Source organism: Clostridium sp. CM041, from assembly GCF_055081035.1.
In genome coordinates this window covers 2,010,532-2,028,248 of the sequence record NZ_CM143648.1, presented here as the reverse complement: position 1 = coordinate 2,028,248, position 17,717 = coordinate 2,010,532, and the positions used below count along the sequence as shown (strand labels likewise).

Here is a 17,717-nt window from a genome sequence, read left to right as displayed (position 1 = left end):
TTGTAATATAATGGTATATATCTAGTGAATTAGTTTATGAATGATAAGGAGATGAGCATATGTCAAAAGTTGTAGAAAAATTTTTAAAATATGTTAGTTACGATACTAAATCTGATGAGAAATCAACTACGGTTCCAAGCACAACTGGCCAAATGAGACTTGCGACAGAATTAGTTAAGGAATTAAAGGCAATGGGGTTAAAACAGGCAAGTGTAGATGATAATGGATATGTAATGGCGACTGTTCCCGCAAATGTACAAAAAAACATACCAACTATAGGGTTTATAGCACATATGGATACCGCTCCAGATATATCAGGAAAAAATGTTAACCCTAAATTTGTGTACAACTATGATGGCGAAGACATAATATTAAATAAAGAAAATAATATAGTGCTGTCTCCAAAAGATTTTCCGGAACTAAAGAATTACGTAGGGAAAACGCTTATAACCACCGATGGAACTACGCTACTGGGGGCTGATGATAAAGCAGGAATATCAGAAATAATGTCTGCTGTAGAATACTTAATAGAAAACCCCCATATCCCACATGGTACTATTCGTATTGGATTTACACCAGACGAAGAAATAGGCCGTGGTGCAGATATTTTTGACGTGAAAAAATTTGATGCAGATTTTGCATACACTATGGATGGAGGAACTATCGGAGAACTAGAATATGAAAATTTCAACGCCGCAGGAGCAAAAATTTGTATTCATGGAAGAAATGTTCACCCGGGTTCTGCGAAAGGAAAGATGATTCACTCTACACTTATAGCAAACGAATTTGTAAATTCAATGCCACAAAATGAGACACCCTCAAATACAGAAGGTTATGAAGGATTCTATCATTTGATTAGTCTTAATGGTGAAGTTGAGGAATCAAAACTTCAATATATTATAAGGGATTTCAATAGTGAAAGATTTGAAAATAGGAAGGTATTTATCAAGGATGTAGCATATAAACTAAATAAAAAATATGGTGATGGAACAGTTGAAATAGATGTTAAGGACCAATATTTCAATATGAAAGAAAAAATAGAGCCAGTTAAACATATTGTAGATACAGCATTCTTGGCTATGAAAGAAGTAGGAATAAATCCTATAACGCAACCTATTAGAGGCGGCACGGATGGTGCAAGGCTTTCATTTATGGGACTTCCAACGCCCAATATATTCGCAGGTGGCCATAATTTCCATGGTAAATATGAATTCATTCCAACATTTGCTATGGAAAAAGCTGTTGAAGTGATACTTAAAATAGTTGAGTTATATGCTGGTAAATAATACTGTGGATCATCTGAAATAATAAAAATAAATAAAAATTCACAATAAAGAAAACCATTATATTTTTATATAATGGTTTTCTTTATTATTAAATCATCTCAAGCGGTGATAAAATGAAGTTAAACAAATATATTAATTAAAAGTTTGTTAACAAGTTTGTCACCAAATTGTAACATAAAGGTCTTAGAATGTAATTCAAAGATAAAATAAAAAAGTATATATAAATTAAGTTTTATTATAATGTTTGAGGGAATAATAGTTAATGACTAATATCTATACACCGGGGTAAATGAGGAGGAAAATAATATGAGCGACAATACAAATAACAATGAAACGAACGAAAACATAATCCATAGTGAAGGGGTTAACGAAAAACTTACGGTAAATGCAGATAATGATGGGTATAACGAAAAAGAAAGTGAAAACACTAATCTTAAGCTAGAAAATATTAATTATACGGAAGTAAACAATAAAAAGGTGAAAAAAAATAAATGTGGGATGGGTAAGAGAATATTATCTTACATGATAGTAGGTATAATATGTTCTACACTTGGAGGTGTGGGTTCTGCTGTTGTAACAATGAATATGATGAAGGACACAAGAACGACTGGTACACCTGCAACTAATACACCGGCGTCTAGTAATTCAAATGTAAAGCTTACTACTGCTAATAGTACAGAGGAGTTAACTACACCTGAAATTGTAAAAAAGGTAGGTCCCGCTGTAGTTGCAATTTCTACAAATACATCTAGTGTAAGTAAGGATGTTAGGAGGCAAGATCAACAGCAAGAAGGTGTTGGAACTGGAATAATATTTAGTAAAGACGGATATATTTTAACTAACTATCATGTTGTAAGCGGGGCTCAGAATATTAAAGTTATGCTTAGTGATGGAAAGGAGGTTTCTGCAAAAATAATCAACTATGATGCTACAGCTGATGTAGCTGTAATTAAATTAGCTGATAATACTAATGTTCCAGGTGTGGCTGAATTTGGAGATTCAGATACGCTTCAGGTAGGGGAACCTGTGGTAGCAATAGGTAACCCTTTAGGGAAAGAATTACTGGGGTCTGTTACTAAAGGAGTTGTTAGTGCAGTTAATAGGCAAATAAGTATTGAAAATAAAGATTTAAAGTTTATTCAAACGGATGCAGCAATTAATCCAGGTAATAGTGGTGGCCCGCTTGTGAATTCTAAGGGACAAGTTATAGGAATAAATACTGCTAAAATAGGTCAAGAAGGAGTAGAAGGATTAGGTTTTTCAATACCGATTAATACAATAAACCCTAAAATTGAGAGTTTGCTTAAACCAGTTCTTAACATAGGAATTTCTTGCAGAGACATCACTGAAGATATTTCAAAGGAATACAATATTCCAGTGGGAGTATACATTGCACAAATTAAAGAGTTTAGTGCCGCAGAAAAATCTGGAATGCGAGTAGAGGACACAATTATTAAATTTGATGGTAAAAAGATTAAAACTGTGGAAGAAATAAATAAGATTAAAGGTACACATAAAGCAGGTGATGTAATTAAAATAGAATTGGTTAGAGAAGGAAAGACTATAAAAGTAAATTTAACACTTTCTGAGTAAATTTAACGACATCAATTCGCGGCTCCACAGGAGATGATTTAATGTATAGAATAAATAAAAGAAACAGGGAATCATATGATTCCCTGTTTCTTTTATTTATTAACAAATTTTTAAATTTAAAACACATAAAAAATATCTTTTGTGGGAAAATAGCAGTGAAGGAGTGATGAAAATGGAAATGAACACCAGAGACACTATTATGAAAAAATTATTAGATGCACAAGAAAATACTAGAGATTATCAATCATTTGCAAGGGAAGTATCGGAAGAAGCAGTAAGTAATACATTTAGGGAATTTGCGGAACAATCTGCAATGCAAGCTCAAAAATTGCAAGAATTGTTAAATGTGCATGACGGAAAGTAGTAATATTGCTAGTTAAATTAAGTTACTCATAACTCATATAATAATTACAGCACTAAAAGTGATAATTAACAAGGGTAAAGCCACTTGGCTCATTGAGCATCAAGTGGCTTTAAATTCTAAGTTTTATAAAACTCTTTTTATAAGTTTACCCGTTGTTCTTTAATAAGACCTTTTCTATATGCTGTAAGAAGCGACTCTAAATCTTTAATTTGATCCTGAATGTCGAGACCTACATCCGTATCTATTACACGTATACGATACGTAGATTTTTCTAGAACTATAGTAGAAGAAAGAATATCCTTACCTTCATCGATAGCCTTTTGCGTAGATTCAAAAGGTGCATGGGAGGCTAAAAGCAATCCATAGGAATTATAAATAAGTGTATAGCCAGCGATGCCTGTTTCTGGTTGGTAAGCCTTAGAAAAACCACCATCAATAACTAAAAGTTTACCATTAGCTTTTATAGGGCTCTCTCCTTGTATAGTTTTTACAGGAACATGACCATTTATAATATGTGAATCATGAGGGTTTAATTCAAATTCAGCTAATATATTATTGCATATTGTTTCATCATCCCTATATTTATAGTATGGATTTTTAACTTCTGTATGAGCGCTTTTGTCATTTATAAAATATCGCTCAAAGGTAGTCATTTTATCCTTACCAAATAAAGGGGAATTACAACCACACCACAAATACCATATGGTGTCCAAAGCATAAAGCTTAGATTCTGAATTCGCTTTCCCAAAATAGGCTTCTCTTGCGACGCGTTCAGTTCTATCTATATAGGATTTTCCACTATAAGTAATGTTATCTATTTTCATTTTCTTAAAACTACCATCATCAGTCAGTGCAACGCATCCATGATAAAGCAAATTGGAGTTATATCTTAAGTACATACTACCTTTAGAATATAAGAAACGTATATGCTTTTGGAGTTTTTCGCTATTTGAGAAAGAAGATTTAAGTTTGTCAATAAGTTCCCTTTCCTCTTCAGTTAATTTATAAGGGTTACTTGGATCTATAGTTGGGAAATTAGTATCGTTTAGCGTATATTCTTTTCCCTCGATTTTAATGATACCCTTTTCATAGTCTATCTTATCAAGAAGTAGCCTGTCCTGCATTTCATAATTAGGACGCCTTTTTATTATCGCGCCTTCAAGCTTAAATTGAATTATAGAAATGGCTTTATGCATTTGAGACATTAGGTTAAGGTCTTTTTCTCCATAATTATCTTCAGAAAGAACTTTAGGCTTAAAGGATTTACATGGGTCATCCTTATAAAAATGTAGAGCGAAGGTCGCCAGGGGCAATAAGTTAATGCCATAACCTTCTTCTATAGTATCTAAATTTGCATACCTCGTTGAAATACGAAGAACAATAGCAATACAACTTTCAGAGCCGGAGGCTGCTCCCATCCAAAGTATATCGTGGTTACCCCATTGTATATCAATAGAGTGGTAACGCATAAGGGTATCTAAGATTATATGAGCTCCAGGTCCTCTATCATAAATATCGCCTAAAATATGAAGCCTATCTACAGTAAGCCTTTGAATTAGGTTTGAAATAGCAATTATAAATTCTTTAGCTCTCCCAATTTTAATTATGGTTTGAATAATTCCATTGTAATACTCCTGTTTATTAAAAGTGCTTTGTTGTTCGTGAAGTAATTCTTCAATAATGTACGAAAAATCTACAGGCAGTGCTTTCCTGACTTTAGATCTAGTATATTTTGAGGAGATGGTTCTACAAATTTTAATAAGTTTATGAAGAGTGATTTTGTACCAATCGTCTATATCATCCTCTTCTTTAAGCGCTAGGTCTAACTTTTGTTCAGGGTAATATATAAGGGTTGCTAGTTCTTTTTTTTCACTATCTCTCAGTGAATTACCAAAAATATCATTAATCTTTCTTTTGATAACGCCAGAGGCATTCCTAAGAACATGGTTGAAGGATTCATATTCGCCATGAATATCTGTAAGAAAATGCTCAGTTCCTTTAGGTAGGTTTAAGATAGCTTGTAGATTTATTATTTCGGTACAAGCATCTGGAATTGTGGGATACTTGCTAGCCAACAACTTAACATATCTCAAATCTTCCTCTATAGTATCAATTGGTGTCTCACTAGAAAATATCATTTTTGACTCTCCTTTATAATGGAAATAATTCTATTGGGGTAGCCCATTTAATATAAAGGCTACAGTTAATAGTATAATACATTTATATAGATTATTGTAATATTAAAGCAAAATATTTTTTATTTTAAATATAGAATAATTTACAAAAATATGCTTTTGGAGGGTGCTTGTATTTGAAACAGGTAGGGTTTAAACAATAAAAAGTACACTGACTTATGCCAATGTACTTTTAGTATAGGTAAGATATCTCTTACTATTTTATAAAATTTGATTTTTTAATACGACTTTAGGAGTTATCAGTAGTAAATTAGCCCTATCAATAGCTTCTTCAACGTTACTGCAGAAATTTTCTTTTCCTAGAATATCTATAAATCCATATTTTTCAAGAACATTAGTAGGCTGTTCTTGAAGATTTAATATTATTAACTGAGTGTGATGTTTTGTGCAAAGGGAGTAAAGCATTTTTAAAGCGTGGTATCCCGTAGCATCTATAGCAGGTACATTGGACATTTTTACAATTAAAATTTTAGTAGGAATACCTATTTCTCTAATAGCATGTACAAATTTATCTGCTGCGCCGAAAAAGAAAGGTCCATTAATTTCATATAGAGATACATTTTCAGGAGTCTTTATGCTATCTATAAGCTCTACTTGGTCTTCGTCTTTATGTTCATCTAGAACAAATCGTACGTCTGTAACATCTGCCATTCTTCTCATAAATAGCAATGATGCAAGAAGCAAGCCTACTCCTATAGCGATTACTAGATCGAAGAAAAGTGTCAAAAAAAAGGTAACTAAGAGCACTAAAGCATCACTTTTAGGAGCTTTAAATATTTGCTTAAAGGATTCCCATTCTCCCATATTGTACGACACTATAATTAATATTGCGGCCAAAGACGACATAGGTACAAGTTTTACATATGGCATAAATAATAAAAGTATTACGAGTAATGCTAAAGCATGAACAATACCCGCAACAGGAGTCCTGCCACCATTTTTTACATTAGCGGCAGTTCGTGCTATTGCACCAGTTACAGGAATGCCTCCCACAAGACCAGAACAAATATTAGCAAACCCTTGAGCTACAAGTTCCATATTAGATCGGTGTGAACCACCAATCATACCATCAGCGACTACTGCAGATAGTAAGGACTCTATTCCACCTAAAATTGCAATTGTTAGAGCTGGAAGCATGAGTTCTTTTATCATACTAAAAGAAGTATGAGGAAGAGAGATACTGGGCAATGAACTTGAAATCTCACCAAAACGGCTTCCGATAGTTTCTAGATTCAAATTAAATACATGGGTTAATATAGTGGCTATCACTATCGAGACAAGCGTCCCTGGAATTTTTTTATTTACTTTAGGCCAAAATATAATTATTAAAAGTGAAAGAATACCAATAATCATACTTTGTATGTTTAAAGTGTTTAAGCTACTAAAGTAAGCAATCCATTTAGGAACAAAGTCTGAAGGCACGGTTTGCATGGTTAGCCCAAAGAAGTCTTTAATTTGAGTGGAGAAAATAATAATAGCGATACCGCTTGTAAATCCGGTGGTAATAGGGTAGGGAATAAATTTTAACATACCACCAAATTTAAGTAGTCCCATTGTTATAAGAAAGATGCCTGCGAGTATTGTAGATACAATTAGGCCATCGATGCCATATTTTTCAACAATACCAAATACAATAACTACAAAAGCACCAGTAGGACCACCAATTTGAACCCTGCTTCCTCCAAGCAAAGAGATTACAAAACCACCGACGATTGCTGTGTAAATCCCTTTTTCGGGAGAGACACCAGAGGCTATGGCAAGAGCGATAGATAAGGGGAGAGCAATAATAGCAACAATGATTCCAGCAACAAAATCTTTGATAAACTGCTCTTTAGAATAATTTTTTAAACAGGTAAATAGTTTTGGGACGAACATAATTTTCACTCCTCTATTTTAACGACATTTCAGAAGGGAAGTCTCCCACTTCTATAAGTGGGAGTATAAATCTCCTTTTGAAGTCGTTAATACATCTTCTACGAAGATGATGCAGCTCCGCAGGAGATGATTTAATTAGCATTCGAATATTAAAAATAACTATAAAAGAGTATTGTTTTTAATTAGCATTCGAATATTAAAAATAGATACATATGAGTACTAATTTACTCTAAATATAATTATTTTTAATATTATTATACTTGAATATTACTTTACTCAAATGTATTAGTTTTTTATATTAAAATTTATAAACAACAAAACTGTATTTAAGTATATGTGATATTAAATACTATATAACGTATTTATTATATCATATTTTACACAAAAAATATATATTTTGTTATAAGAGAAAATCCTTTTATTGATTTGATATATCATTTTTGATACAATATTGAATGTTAGATAGGCGTGTAAAATAATAATTCCTATTAATGCTAAACTAACATATAAGGGGACATTTTATGAAACAAAATGAGTATTTGTTTAATATACATTCGTTATATAATCTAGCGAGATATGCTTTTTTAAAAATTGAATCTAATTACGCAAGGATGGTAGAGACTTCAGGTATAACTTTGCCACAACTTAGAATTCTTTGGATTATCAAAGTGTTTCCAGGAATTTCACTTAGTAGCGTCGCAAGGATTGGATGCTGGACTTCGCCTACTGTTAGCAATATGATTAAAATTTTGATAAGCAAAAATTTGATATTTAAAGAAGAAGCTAATAATAAAAAGGCATATAAATTTCAATTAACAGAAACGGGTGATTGGTTTATTTATATAAATAAACAGGATAAGAAAAAAAAGATTTATCTTTTTGACTTAATAGGATTATTTTCACATAAGGAATTGGATTTTATTATAGAAATTTTTACTGGAATTATAATAAAAGAAAACAAAGAGTTTATTTTTGATTATATTGAGAAGCTTAATGAAATGAATTTAAAAATTGATTTAACAGATTTCGATACAAATGAAGTTAGTATTATAAAAAAGACTATTAGTGTATATAATCTTTTAAGAACATTCATATTAACTATTAAAAGTAATCATAGTGAACCACTTAAGGAATTTAATGTAACTTATGCTCAACTTAGAGCCTTGTGGATAATTGCAGCATTCCCAGGTATTACATCAAGTGAATTAAGTGAAATTAGTTTTTGGTCACCTTCTACAGTTCATGTAATAGTAAAGAATTTAAATAGTAAGCATTTTATTCATAAAGAAAAAGCTCTAATAAAAAATGCCTATTACTTAGATATATCTCAGCAAGGTGAAATGTTAATAATAGAAGATTATAACAAGAATCAAAAAACTTTACTAATCTTTGAAGAATTGAAAGGGATTAGTTCGCAGGAAATTTTAAAGTTAAATTCTCTTTTAGTTAGAATGAATGATAGATTAGGAAATTATAAAACAGAAGAATATATAAAAAAAACCTTTGCTTTTATTGAAAGTAGTGCACTAGGAGATTGAAAATTTAATAAAGGGTTGTTAACCAAAGGAAAAATTTAAATAATATATTTTTGAAATAATACATAATTTTAAAGAATAAATAGCAAATTAGTATAGTACGATTAATGAATTCATAAGTTATTATATAAGGATAAATTTGCTTTAATAATTTATCTATTATAATTAGATACATGAAATAGTTAATAACTATTATATATTCTATAAAACAAAAAGGTGGTATAGAAATGAATAAAACATTAAGAACCATTGCAATTGTTGCGGCAATATTTCTAGTAATAACAATGCCTATTATTGGAGGTTACAATAAAATTGTAAGTTTAGAACAAAAGGTAAAAGTTACAGAAGGAAACATAGATACACAATTGCAAAGAAGGTCTGATTTAATTCCTAATTTGGTAGAAACGGTGAAAGGCTATGCATCTCAGGAAAAAGATATATTTATAAAAATAGCAGATGCCAGGGCTAAACTTGCAGGAGCAAAAACGGTGCCAGATAAAGCGCAAGCGGATAGCGAACTTGGAAGTGCGGTTTCAAGGCTATTAGTAGTTGTAGAGAATTATCCGGATTTAAAATCTAGTCAGAATTTTAGGGACTTAACGGTAGCTCTTGAAGGTACAGAAAATAGAATAGGAACAGCGAGGCAGGATTATAACACAAATGTTTCAAGTTACAACAGCACAATTAAAAAATTCCCGACGAACATTATTGCAGGGATTTTTAGATTTGATGAAAAGGCATATTATAAGGCTAGTGAATCAGCTAAAGTAGTACCAAAAGTTGACTTTACTAAGTAGGAGATAGAATATGAAGACTTATTTAATGAAATTAATTAGGAACATTCATAATTTTTCATCAAGCATGATTACGAAAGCAAAAATCAGCACAAAAGTTATTTTTGCAGTTATGATAAGCATATTTTTACTGAGTCAAGTAACAGTTATAAATATAGTGAATGCAGAGACCAAATATCCTAAAGCTACAGAATTAAAATATGTTAATGATTACGCTGGAGTGATAGATAGTAAATCTACAGAATATATTTTGTCAGTAGGTAAGGAATTAGAAGCCAAAACAGGTGCACAGGCTACTGTTGTGGTTATAGATTCGCTGCAAGGAGAGCCTATAGAATCTTATACTACTGGGATTTTTAGAAGTTTTGGTATTGGACAAAAGGGTAAAAATAATGGGCTATTAATTTTACTATCAATGAAAGAAAAAAAGTGGAGAGTTGAGGTAGGCACAGGTCTAGAAGGGGCCGTTACGGATATATACTCCTCAAGGGTTATGAATGATTTTGCAGTGCCAAGATTTAAGCAAAATCAATATGGAGAGGGTCTTAGGGCAGCATATTCAGCAATAGCTGATAATATAGCTAAAGAATATAATGTAAAACTAGATAAGAACGTTAATGTTCCACAATATGTTGAAAGTTCAAATGTCTCTAAAAAGGGAAGTGGAATTCTAGGAATAGGATTTATCGTATTAGTTTTTCTTGACTTTGTTCTTAATAGAGGAAGAATAACCAGATTTATTATTACATTGCTATTTTGGAGTTCAATCGGTAGACGTGGTGGCAGAAATGGTGGTGGCTTCGGAGGTTCCGGAGGTGGTTCTGGAGGCTTTGGAGGCGGTTCATCAAGTGGAGGAGGATCTTCTGGAGGTTGGTAATAAAATAATTTGGTGGAATTAAATATTAAAAAGCAGAAAACAATGTGTTTTCTGCTTTTTAATATTTATAAATAATCACTATGAAAGCTTATGAGTGGTATTGGTATCGAAGGGATAATTATCAGGTTCTCAAGTGCTATTCGCAACCTATGCATCCATAAAGGAGAATAAGCAAACGAATTCCCATGCTTTAATTTTACCTTTTATTTTTGCAAAACCTGTTACTCTTGCTATTTCTTCAATAATCTCCTCTTTTGAAAAACATCTTTTAATTTCAACTACAAAATGTTTCATATTTTCCCCACAACAACTGTTGGTTCTGCTATAATTTACTCTTTTTTGTTAAAATACAATACTTTTATCAATCTAGCAATATTTTCAGATGCTTTTTTAATGCTATTATATCCATCTTTCAGCGCTTCCTCTAAGTTTTTAGGCTTATCTACTATACCAAAAACTGAAGTTACTCCCATTGGGTATAATTCTTCTATATCATCTCCAACTTTGCCCGCGAGCACAATGGTTGGTATATTATACTTTTTAGCAGTGTGTGCAACTCCAGCTATGGTTTTTCCATACTTTGTTTGTCCATCTATACTTCCTTCACCAGTTATAATAAAATCTGCATCTTTAATTCTCTCCTCAAATTTAGTGTGCTTTATAACTAAATCTATACCTCTTATTAAGCTACCATTTAATAAAAGGAAAGCTCCACCTAATCCGCCTGCAGCACCGGTCTTTGGTATATTAGAAATATCAAAGTCGAAAGTTTCTACTAATGCCTTGGCAAAATTAATCATTCCAAGTTCAAGTTCATCTCCAATTTCACCTTTGGCACCCTTTTGAGGTCCAAAAATTTTTGTTGCCCCATTTTCCCCAACAAAAGGATTTTGGACATCACAGGCTACTTCTATACTTATTTTTTTTAGTCTAGTATCCATCTTAGAAATATCTAATTTATGAATTTTAATTAACTCTTTCCCACCAAGCCCTAATTCATTACCCTCAGCATCTAGAGCTATCAATCCTAATGCTTGTAACATTCCTAGGCCTCCATCGTTTGTAGAAGACCCTCCAAGTCCAATTATTAAGTGATCGGCCCCCTTATTCAAAGCGTCAAGAATCATTTCTCCAACGCCAAAAGTTGTTGTAAACATTGGATTTCTTTTAGATTGTTCCACTAAATACAGCCCACAAGCTTCTGCCACTTCAATTACTGCCTTTTTTTCTTCTACTAACCATCCATATCTAGCCTCTGTCTTTTCACCTAAAGGACCTGTGACTATTACTTTTCTAAATTCTCCATTTTGAGCATTTACTATAACCTCAGAGGTCCCTTCCCCGCCATCCGCCATAGGAATAATATCAAATTCTGCATCTTTAAAGATACCCTTTATGCCACTTTTCATAGCATGGGATGCTTCAAATCCACTTACACTTTCCTTAAAAGAATCAGGTGCAATCACAAATTTAAGTTTTTTCATAATATCCCCTCTTTATAAATCGCTTATAAATCAATTGCAGAGTTTATTTAAGCTCTGGCCAATATTCTTTATTTGCTATAATTAACGCATCAAGTACTTTACGTGCTTTTTCAGCAGATACTACGGTTCTATTTAAAGTTAGAGCCTGTAAAGCTTTTTGATATGAACCTTCCATATATGCATCAACAGTTAGCTTTTCATAAGCTAATTGACCCTCCATTAATCCTTTATAGAATGTAGATATATTTCCTACAGCGAGTGGTCTTGGTCCATTAGCAGTCATTACAGCTGCTACTTCTACCATTGCATCATCTTGAATATTTGAAATTGCACCGTTATTTTCAGTTATTACTATATAAATACGTTGTATATTATAAGCAATAGACTGGGCAACTTCTATCATGAATTCACTATGTGCATCATTGTGTACAAGTACAGAACCTTTTGAAGTACCCACTTGTGTAACTCGTATGCATTCTTCAAATACTTTTCTTTCTCTACCATCCATTACTTCATTAGCACGAGTATAATTTGGGTCTGAATGTGCTACTTTTTCGCTTGGATATAAATAATATTGTAAGTAGGTATTTGGAAGATACTCTGGGAAGTCTTTAAGCATCTTTGAAACATTCTCATAAGTTGCAAGCCAAGATTTGTCGCGTTGCTCTGCATCAACAGGCTTAAACCCATTTTCGCATATTAATTCTCTTATTTTTGGAGCTAAGTCTGTTCCATCTTTATCAAATAAATGTGTAAACCATCCAAAATGATTTAATCCAAAGTAAACTGGTTCAAACTCACTAGCATCCATTCCTAAAATTTTACTGTAAGATCTTAATAAATTTACAGGTTGATCACACATGTTCAATATTTTTTTATCATCTGGGAATACTCTTCTAACTGCCTCTGCCACTATAGCTGCAGGATTTGTATAATTTAAAATCCAAGCATCTTTTGAGTATTTACGAATATCATTAATAGTTTTTATCATATCACCTATAGAACGTAATCCATAAGCAAATCCACCTGCGCCACAAGTTTCTTGTCCTACAAGCCCCATACTTAATGGTATTTTTTCATCTTTTTCACGCATTTTAAATCCGCCGGTTCTCATCTGCATAAACACAAAATCCACGTCTTTATAAGCAGCTTCTACATCTGTTGTATAATAAAATTCTAATTCAGGATAGTTTTCTGAAAATAACACCTTTGCAAATTCCCCAATAATTGATTGTCTTTGCGCATCAATGTCAAACAGGACTAACCTATTCATTGGAAATGTTTCTTTCATTTTACATAGGCTTTGCAATAGTCCTGGAGTCCATGTACTTCCTCCCCCAACAAGTGTTACGTTAAATTTTTTCAATTGAATCACTCCTATTTAAATTATTTTACTGACTTTAAATTGTAAATATAGTCATCTACCATATTTCGTATTTTTGTAACTCTTCCCCCATAAACAATATGAATTGTATTTGGATCAGGAATAATTATCCCATTTGGTTTCGTCTTTTTTATTAAATCCTTATTTATTATTGAACCATCTTTTAACTCAACACGCAAACGTGAAATGCAGTTATCTACATCCACAATATTGTCAAGACCACCTAAGCCTTCAACAATATTTCGTGCTGAAATTTTATCATCACCATTTAACGCTTCTCCAGTTCCCGTTTCTTCTTCAGAATCTTCAAAGTCAGATTTATTTCTTCCAATTGTCATTACGTTGAATTTAGAAATAATAAAGCTAAATGAGAAATAATACATTGCAAAGAAAATCGGGCCTAAAAACAAGTAAATAACCCATTTCGTTTGTGCACCTTGTAATACTCCGAAAACAAACCAGTCAATGATTCCACCTTGAATATTTCCAATAGCAGCATGAAACATAGCAGGTACTAAAAATGAAAGACCTGCAAAAACAGAATTCACAATCCATAAGAGAGGAGAAATAAATATGAATGTAAATTCAATCGGTTCTGTAATTCCTGTTAGAATAGCCGCAGTTAAACCAGCTAAGAAGAATTTAATCACTTTGTCTCGTTTCTCTGGAAGAGCTTTACGGTAAATAGCATATACTACAGCTGGCATTCCAAATGCCATGTGTAAGATTTTACCTTGTGCTAAATACTGTGTTGCATTTGTTGAAAACTGTAAATTGTTATCTAGTTGATAAAGATAAATCTGCATTGCACCAACTAAATTATTCCCATCGATAGTCTCTATCCCACCTAATGCCGTAAAACGGAATGTTTGGTTTAAAATATGATGTAATCCTGTAGGATTGATGATCTTTTCTGTAAACCCATAAAGGAAAACTCCAAATAGTCCTGCTTCACTGATAAGTTTTCCTGTGGAAATAATTGCTGCATTAATCGCAGGCCAAACAAATGCTAGTATCATACCCACAATTACCATGATAAGTGCTGAGATAATTGGAACAAATCGCTTACCACTATAAAATGATAAGGCTGGATGTAATTCCGTTTTTCTGAATTTATTATGGATTAGAACTCCCATTAGACCTGCTATAATACCGCCAATCACATTCATGTTATAGACAAATATTCCAAGCATATTTGTAAACAATGAATTCTTCAAGATTGCATCCACTTGACTCATTGAATTATTTGCCGTTAAAAATTCAACAGTTGTTGTTAATGGTGTAAGTCCTTGCACGCTTAAAATATAACTTATACCAACAAGCATTGCAATATAGCCAACAACTGCAGAAAACACTGCAACTTCTTTATCGCGTTTTACCATTCCAAGTGGGATTGCCATAGCAAACAATAAAGGAAGTTGTGCAAATGGCAGTCCGGATACTTTACGGATAAGTCCTAAAAAGATTTGTAATGGTTCACTTCCTAAAAATGGTACCGCTTTAATAATGTTTGGATTCTGAAGCGCTGCAGCTAGCCCCAAAAATATTGCCATAAAGGACAATAAAGAAATTGGAAATAATAATGACTTCCCAAAGCTTTGAAAATTCTTCTTAAAATTTGACATTTAATAACCCCCTAATATTTAGGTTAATTTTAGCTTTATGTTTTTAATTAGTTATAACTAAAAGAATTCTATTTTTTAATTATAATGTTTAAAATTTCTTGTGGTTTAATAGTGTAGGTTGTTATATTCTCTAATTTGTTTTCTGTTGGAGTTGATAAGTAAGTTTCTTCTGTGAAAACAAGTGAAATATTCTCATCCTTAGGGTTAAACATCCGTATAAAAAGATCATTTGTTTGTTCTGTAAGTTTTAATGCAGATACAACACATCCATTTAAATCCAAATTCAAACTTGTATTAATATTGGTTGTAAACCTAGGTACATTAACATTAAAACGATTAAATTCCTTTAATTGATACCCCATAATAGGAGTTAAAAATTCTTTTCCTTCAAAGGATTTATTAACCTTTGGCTTATGGAAAGTAAATGCTAAGTTAAATGTAAATTCCTGATTTTGAAGTTGATTATCAGGTGTTTCAATTTCAATGCCTGAAGGTCTTCCTGGCCGATTTATAAGTTCACGTTTTCCAAGGTGGGAAAAGCATCTAAAGAGTGTAATATAAATGTTTTTATCGTAAACCTCATATTCTTTTAATCCATAAGCAAAAATAGTTCCTTGCTTATCTTCATTTTCTAAAGAAATATAGGATTGAAAAGTTTCAATAGAGACAGGTTTTTCCACCCATTTTTCTTCTTTCCAAACTGAAAGTTCTTTATGGTTATACACAGGCTTTTTAACAACAGATAAATGAGAATCTACCTGGACTGTATCGGAAACAATCTCTGTATTAAATACCAATCGATATCTGGCATCCATGGCCATATTGGTATGCCTTATTTGCACATAACCTTTTGCATCTCCCTTATATAAGGTTAAGTTAACTTCAAAACATACCTCTGTGCTAAGCTTGCCTTCTGCTCTTTCATTAAGGTCATTTGGTACAATATAATTAAGCTTACATTTTAGTACTTCTAAATTACTACCTTTGATGGTGGTAATATTTGTAATGTTAACATTTTGATGATTTATAAGTATATCTTTGTGTGGCGGTGAATAATCATAACTATCACCTGCATCACCACTATTCTCAATGGAAATTACATTTTGTACAACTTCACCGGTAGATTTATTTTTCAATGATATTGTATTTTCCTGAACTAGCAGTTCATAAAATTCATTTTCAATGGACTCATCATTGTTTATATTTACCTGCTTATTCCCCTCAAGGTCTTTATAACTTAAATAGCGAATACTAAGCCCATCTATTTCATTTATTTTTGCTTTTACTTTACTTTTATAGACTTTTATATCCAATAAGCGAGCAGCCACTTGACGATCAATAAGTCCCGCATCAACCAATTCTTGTTCTAATAACACATATTCAATATGATTACTTTCTTCATCTAGGATCTCGAAATTACTTGAACGGGTAATCAATTCAATTTCTACAAATTGATCTTTTCTTAAATGCGGTAAAAAGTTGTAAATTGTAATAGTTTTTTCATCTTGATTCTTATTTCCTAAAGAAATTAACCTCATATACAACTCAGTTTGTGTATCCACGGCCTCTTTCACATTTAGTAATCTTTTCTTAATATCTTGATTTACATAATCTGAATTACAACCGCCTATACTATCATGAGCATGAGCGCCAAACATCTGTTTATAACATTTAGCGAATAGTGCATGAGGGTAGTCTAATTTTAAATGCGATGCTAAAACTGCTAAAGGTTCTAAAATATTGTACATTTTATATTCAATTTCAGTATTAAGTAGCTTAATATCCATTCTTGTAGAATTGATGGTTCGATGAATTCGTGCATGCTTGCTATGGATAAGCTCTCCTTCTACAACTTCAAGATTACAATCCCTTAAAGAATCTACGTAACTCTCAAAATCACTAATGCTTATATTATCGTCGGGATATATTTTTTTTAAGTGTTTTATAATAAGATGTATATCTTTTTGGATAGGCATCTGATCGTGACCGTTCATAACAAGCCTGGCATTACCTGCACTGTAGTTATCTAGTACCTCTAGAATTTTCCCCGTACGCTGCTTCAAAGCATCATAATCAGACTCTAAATATTTGGCTCCTTGATAACCAGTGGCAAGATTAATTCCATAAATTCTACTTCCATCAATTCCTTCCCAAATAAAGTCTGATTTTGGGGCCATTAATTCACTGAACCCTCGCCAAAAGACTGTACTTTCAATACCAAACTGTTTGTAAATTTGTGGCATCTGACTGGAATGCCCAAAAGTGTCTGGCGCATACCCAACTTTCATCACGTCTCCATATTTAAGTGCGGTTTTAATCCCATAATATAAATTACGAATTATTGATTCTCCATGGACAATCAGTAAATCTGTTTGGGTGTACCATGGTCCAGTGCGAAGCTGATTTGACTGTACTACCGCCCTTAACCGATCTTCCCATTCTGGTGCCACCTCCAAAAAATCATCTATCATGACACTTTGACCGTCTAATATATATATAATATCTTCATGTTCCTCTAAAAACTGAATTACTTCCTGGAAATGGTTTCTGAGTAGCACCTGTGTTTCATCTTTTGTAAAATACCATTCACGATCCCAATGCGTATGCATAAGTATCTTTATATCTCTTTTCATTGTGACCCTCCCTACTGCGATGTAATTCTTTACATTTTCATTATACGACGTTTTATTACCTTGTTATCTCCA

13 protein-coding genes are annotated in these 17,717 nt (G+C 32.4%); 6 read left to right on the top strand and 7 right to left on the bottom strand.

What is annotated here, in order from left to right; translation table 11 throughout:
- Window positions 1-59: 59 nt before the first annotated feature.
- The 3 genes from pepT (at window position 60) to ACWJJT_RS09455 (ending at window position 3,243) form a co-directional block, all read left to right on the top strand.
- Window positions 60-1,286 (top strand): peptidase T, encoded by a 1,227-nt coding sequence (pepT, locus tag ACWJJT_RS09465; RefSeq protein ID WP_462954542.1) that lies wholly within the window; start codon window positions 60-62, stop codon window positions 1,284-1,286.
- A 306-nt stretch (window positions 1,287-1,592) separates the two neighbouring features.
- Window positions 1,593-2,879, top strand: a complete 1,287-nt coding sequence (locus ACWJJT_RS09460; RefSeq protein WP_462954541.1) for a S1C family serine protease — start codon at window positions 1,593-1,595, stop codon at window positions 2,877-2,879.
- A 172-nt stretch (window positions 2,880-3,051) separates the two neighbouring features.
- Window positions 3,052-3,243: a hypothetical protein gene (locus tag ACWJJT_RS09455; protein WP_462954540.1), complete on the top strand. Its 192-nt coding sequence runs from the start codon at window positions 3,052-3,054 to the stop codon at window positions 3,241-3,243.
- A 137-nt stretch (window positions 3,244-3,380) separates the two neighbouring features.
- Here the strand turns inward: ACWJJT_RS09455 and ACWJJT_RS09450 are convergent, their stop codons facing one another.
- Entirely contained in the window at window positions 3,381-5,381 is a 2,001-nt protein-coding gene (locus ACWJJT_RS09450) for a fructose-1,6-bisphosphatase (protein ID WP_462954539.1), read from the bottom strand.
- Window positions 5,382-5,639: 258 nt separating this feature from the next.
- Window positions 5,640-7,313 carry a SulP family inorganic anion transporter gene (locus ACWJJT_RS09445; protein WP_462954538.1) on the bottom strand — a complete coding sequence of 558 codons (1,674 nt, stop codon included), beginning with the start codon at window positions 7,311-7,313 and terminating at the stop codon, window positions 5,640-5,642.
- Window positions 7,314-7,834: 521 nt separating this feature from the next.
- On the opposite strand from ACWJJT_RS09445, the gene ACWJJT_RS09440 reads away from it, so the two are divergent.
- The 3 genes from ACWJJT_RS09440 (at window position 7,835) to ACWJJT_RS09430 (ending at window position 10,519) form a co-directional block, all read left to right on the top strand.
- Complete coding sequence (locus ACWJJT_RS09440) at window positions 7,835-8,851, top strand: MarR family transcriptional regulator (protein ID WP_462954537.1); 1,017 nt, start codon at window positions 7,835-7,837, stop codon at window positions 8,849-8,851.
- 224 nt (window positions 8,852-9,075) lie between these two features.
- On the top strand, window positions 9,076-9,645 hold the full coding sequence (locus ACWJJT_RS09435; protein ID WP_216304635.1) for a LemA family protein: 570 nt from the start codon (window positions 9,076-9,078) through the stop codon (window positions 9,643-9,645).
- Between the two features lie 43 nt (window positions 9,646-9,688).
- Window positions 9,689-10,519: a TPM domain-containing protein gene (locus ACWJJT_RS09430; protein WP_462956765.1), complete on the top strand. Its 831-nt coding sequence runs from the start codon at window positions 9,689-9,691 to the stop codon at window positions 10,517-10,519.
- A gap of 147 nt (window positions 10,520-10,666) precedes the next feature.
- Here the strand turns inward: ACWJJT_RS09430 and ACWJJT_RS09425 are convergent, their stop codons facing one another.
- From ACWJJT_RS09425 to ACWJJT_RS09405, 5 genes are all read right to left on the bottom strand, one after another.
- Window positions 10,667-10,813, bottom strand: a complete 147-nt coding sequence (locus tag ACWJJT_RS09425; RefSeq protein ID WP_462954536.1) for a hypothetical protein — start codon at window positions 10,811-10,813, stop codon at window positions 10,667-10,669.
- A gap of 35 nt (window positions 10,814-10,848) precedes the next feature.
- Complete coding sequence (locus ACWJJT_RS09420) at window positions 10,849-12,003, bottom strand: glycerate kinase (RefSeq protein WP_462954535.1); 1,155 nt, start codon at window positions 12,001-12,003, stop codon at window positions 10,849-10,851.
- 43 nt (window positions 12,004-12,046) lie between these two features.
- Window positions 12,047-13,369 (bottom strand): 6-phospho-alpha-glucosidase, encoded by a 1,323-nt coding sequence (locus ACWJJT_RS09415; protein ID WP_462954534.1) that lies wholly within the window; start codon window positions 13,367-13,369, stop codon window positions 12,047-12,049.
- A 20-nt stretch (window positions 13,370-13,389) separates the two neighbouring features.
- Complete coding sequence (locus tag ACWJJT_RS09410) at window positions 13,390-15,012, bottom strand: PTS transporter subunit EIIC (protein ID WP_462954533.1); 1,623 nt, start codon at window positions 15,010-15,012, stop codon at window positions 13,390-13,392.
- Between the two features lie 68 nt (window positions 15,013-15,080).
- Complete coding sequence (locus ACWJJT_RS09405; protein ID WP_462954532.1) at window positions 15,081-17,645, bottom strand: glycoside hydrolase family 38 N-terminal domain-containing protein; 2,565 nt, start codon at window positions 17,643-17,645, stop codon at window positions 15,081-15,083.
- Window positions 17,646-17,717 lie beyond the last annotated feature (72 nt).

Excerpts from the sequence above, each read along its gene's own strand:
- ACWJJT_RS09460 (WP_462954541.1), top strand. The coding sequence starts at position 1,593 with ATGAGCGACAATACAAATAACAATGAAACGAACGAAAACATAATCCAT.
- ACWJJT_RS09445 (WP_462954538.1), bottom strand. The coding sequence starts at position 7,313 with ATGTTCGTCCCAAAACTATTTACCTGTTTAAAAAATTATTCTAAAGAG.
- ACWJJT_RS09405 (WP_462954532.1), bottom strand. The coding sequence starts at position 17,645 with ATGAAAAGAGATATAAAGATACTTATGCATACGCATTGGGATCGTGAA.
- ACWJJT_RS09410 (WP_462954533.1), bottom strand. The coding sequence starts at position 15,012 with ATGTCAAATTTTAAGAAGAATTTTCAAAGCTTTGGGAAGTCATTATTA.
- ACWJJT_RS09455 (WP_462954540.1), top strand. The coding sequence starts at position 3,052 with ATGGAAATGAACACCAGAGACACTATTATGAAAAAATTATTAGATGCA.
- ACWJJT_RS09425 (WP_462954536.1), bottom strand. The coding sequence starts at position 10,813 with ATGAAACATTTTGTAGTTGAAATTAAAAGATGTTTTTCAAAAGAGGAG.
- ACWJJT_RS09450 (WP_462954539.1), bottom strand. The coding sequence starts at position 5,381 with ATGATATTTTCTAGTGAGACACCAATTGATACTATAGAGGAAGATTTG.
- pepT (WP_462954542.1), top strand. The coding sequence starts at position 60 with ATGTCAAAAGTTGTAGAAAAATTTTTAAAATATGTTAGTTACGATACT.
- ACWJJT_RS09440 (WP_462954537.1), top strand. The coding sequence starts at position 7,835 with ATGAAACAAAATGAGTATTTGTTTAATATACATTCGTTATATAATCTA.
- ACWJJT_RS09420 (WP_462954535.1), bottom strand. The coding sequence starts at position 12,003 with ATGAAAAAACTTAAATTTGTGATTGCACCTGATTCTTTTAAGGAAAGT.
- ACWJJT_RS09435 (WP_216304635.1), top strand. The coding sequence starts at position 9,076 with ATGAATAAAACATTAAGAACCATTGCAATTGTTGCGGCAATATTTCTA.